Below are 1,383 nucleotides of genomic sequence, written 5' to 3'. Positions count from 1 at the left end.
ATAAGGACTCTCCGAAGCGGAAGGGGCGTGTAACCTCGCCTCTTCAACGACATCATCGCACCGGTCTTGGCCTTGGGTGTATTCCAAGTCACCTTGTCGACCCCAGCCGTGTTTTTGCCTTTGTTTTGAGACACTCGTTTGACGGCCAATGCTTTGCCACTAAACGAGTGAGTCAGCAGCCATTGCAGAGCTTTCGCCTTGTTATACCTGCCGTCTTGTACCGCCTTCACAATACGCGCTTGCAGCCCTCTGACATGACGCTGTACAGCAATCCAATCGATGCTGTCCCACGATGTGCTGGAAGGCGCACACGCTGATACTGCTGCGTTCATTTGCTCTCCCTCCATTAAAAGGGTTCTACACACTCTCTTGTGATGAGAGACCATAAGGACGTCAGCCCGCTTTCGCGTGAGGTAATGTTTCAACCTCTATCCAACCCATTACAGACTGGCATTCGCTTTTTCCTCGTTCCTTCGCCCGCATCACCATGGGCAGTTTTTGCAAACTGCTTTCCCAATGGGGGTAATACGGGATTTCCACGTTCCGCTTACTGAAGTACATCGGCTTAGGTGCCTGCTATCGACCGGGAGGCGTATGGGTCACGAATGCGTAGTAGAAAGACGCGATTCCCACCTCCATTACCGTTTTGGTTCGAGCGTATTAGCCATTTCCGCTCGTTCAATTTAACGATCGTTGCGCAGATTCACATGTGTTCACCATACCGATTATCTAGCCCTTGTCCGGCTATGGCTGCCAGAAGAGTACGCCTCTCACGATTGATACCCCGCACCTTACGGTGCCTCGTTACATTGTCGAAGGCGCTCTTTATTCAGCCTTCTAGATTCACCCGGTGACACGGGTGGTTCCCGCAGGGGGAACAACTTCATTAAGCGACTTCGTGTCGCACCTCTACCCAATTATTGCAAATCGGTAGATTGCCATCATCCAAATAGCGAATTAAAGCTGGCCAACGCTTCAGAGTGTAATTGATGACCTTGGCGGTGGGAGAACTCGATGGCACCGTCAGATGATGTTGGTTGAGCCATTCATATAGTTGTTGCATCACCGGTTGGCTATGCTGTTGTCGGTATTCGCGGCGGTCTTCCGCTGTACCATCCGTCTTTTTCCTGAGTTCTGCTTCTATGGCATACAGTTTCTGAATCAGCACTAATGCCTGTTCAGCGACCTGACTTTTCCCAGTTACATGCAGTTCATGGAATTTACGACGTGCATGGGCCATGCAGCCCACCTCAATGACCTGGCCTGATTTAAAGCGTGCTTTATAACCACTGTAATCATCACAGACTAGATAACCCTGCCAGCCTTTCAAGAACTCTGCAGCATGCTGGCCTGAACGACTATCCTGAAAGTCATAGATCACCG

1 protein-coding gene and 1 pseudogene are annotated in these 1,383 nt (G+C 50.5%); both read right to left on the bottom strand.

What is annotated here, in order from left to right; all coding sequences use genetic code 11:
* Window positions 1-332: reverse transcriptase N-terminal domain-containing protein (locus FTU71_RS14480; protein WP_180112129.1), on the bottom strand; the 332-nt coding region annotated here is incomplete at its 3' end.
* A 575-nt stretch (window positions 333-907) separates the two neighbouring features.
* Window positions 908-1,383, bottom strand: a pseudogene (locus FTU71_RS14475) (IS66 family transposase); the annotation flags it as partial.

The sequence above is a fragment of the Acinetobacter sp. YH12136 genome (assembly GCF_013418545.1).
GTDB lineage: Bacteria > Pseudomonadota > Gammaproteobacteria > Pseudomonadales > Moraxellaceae > Acinetobacter > Acinetobacter towneri.
This window is presented reverse-complemented; position numbering and strand designations above follow the sequence as displayed.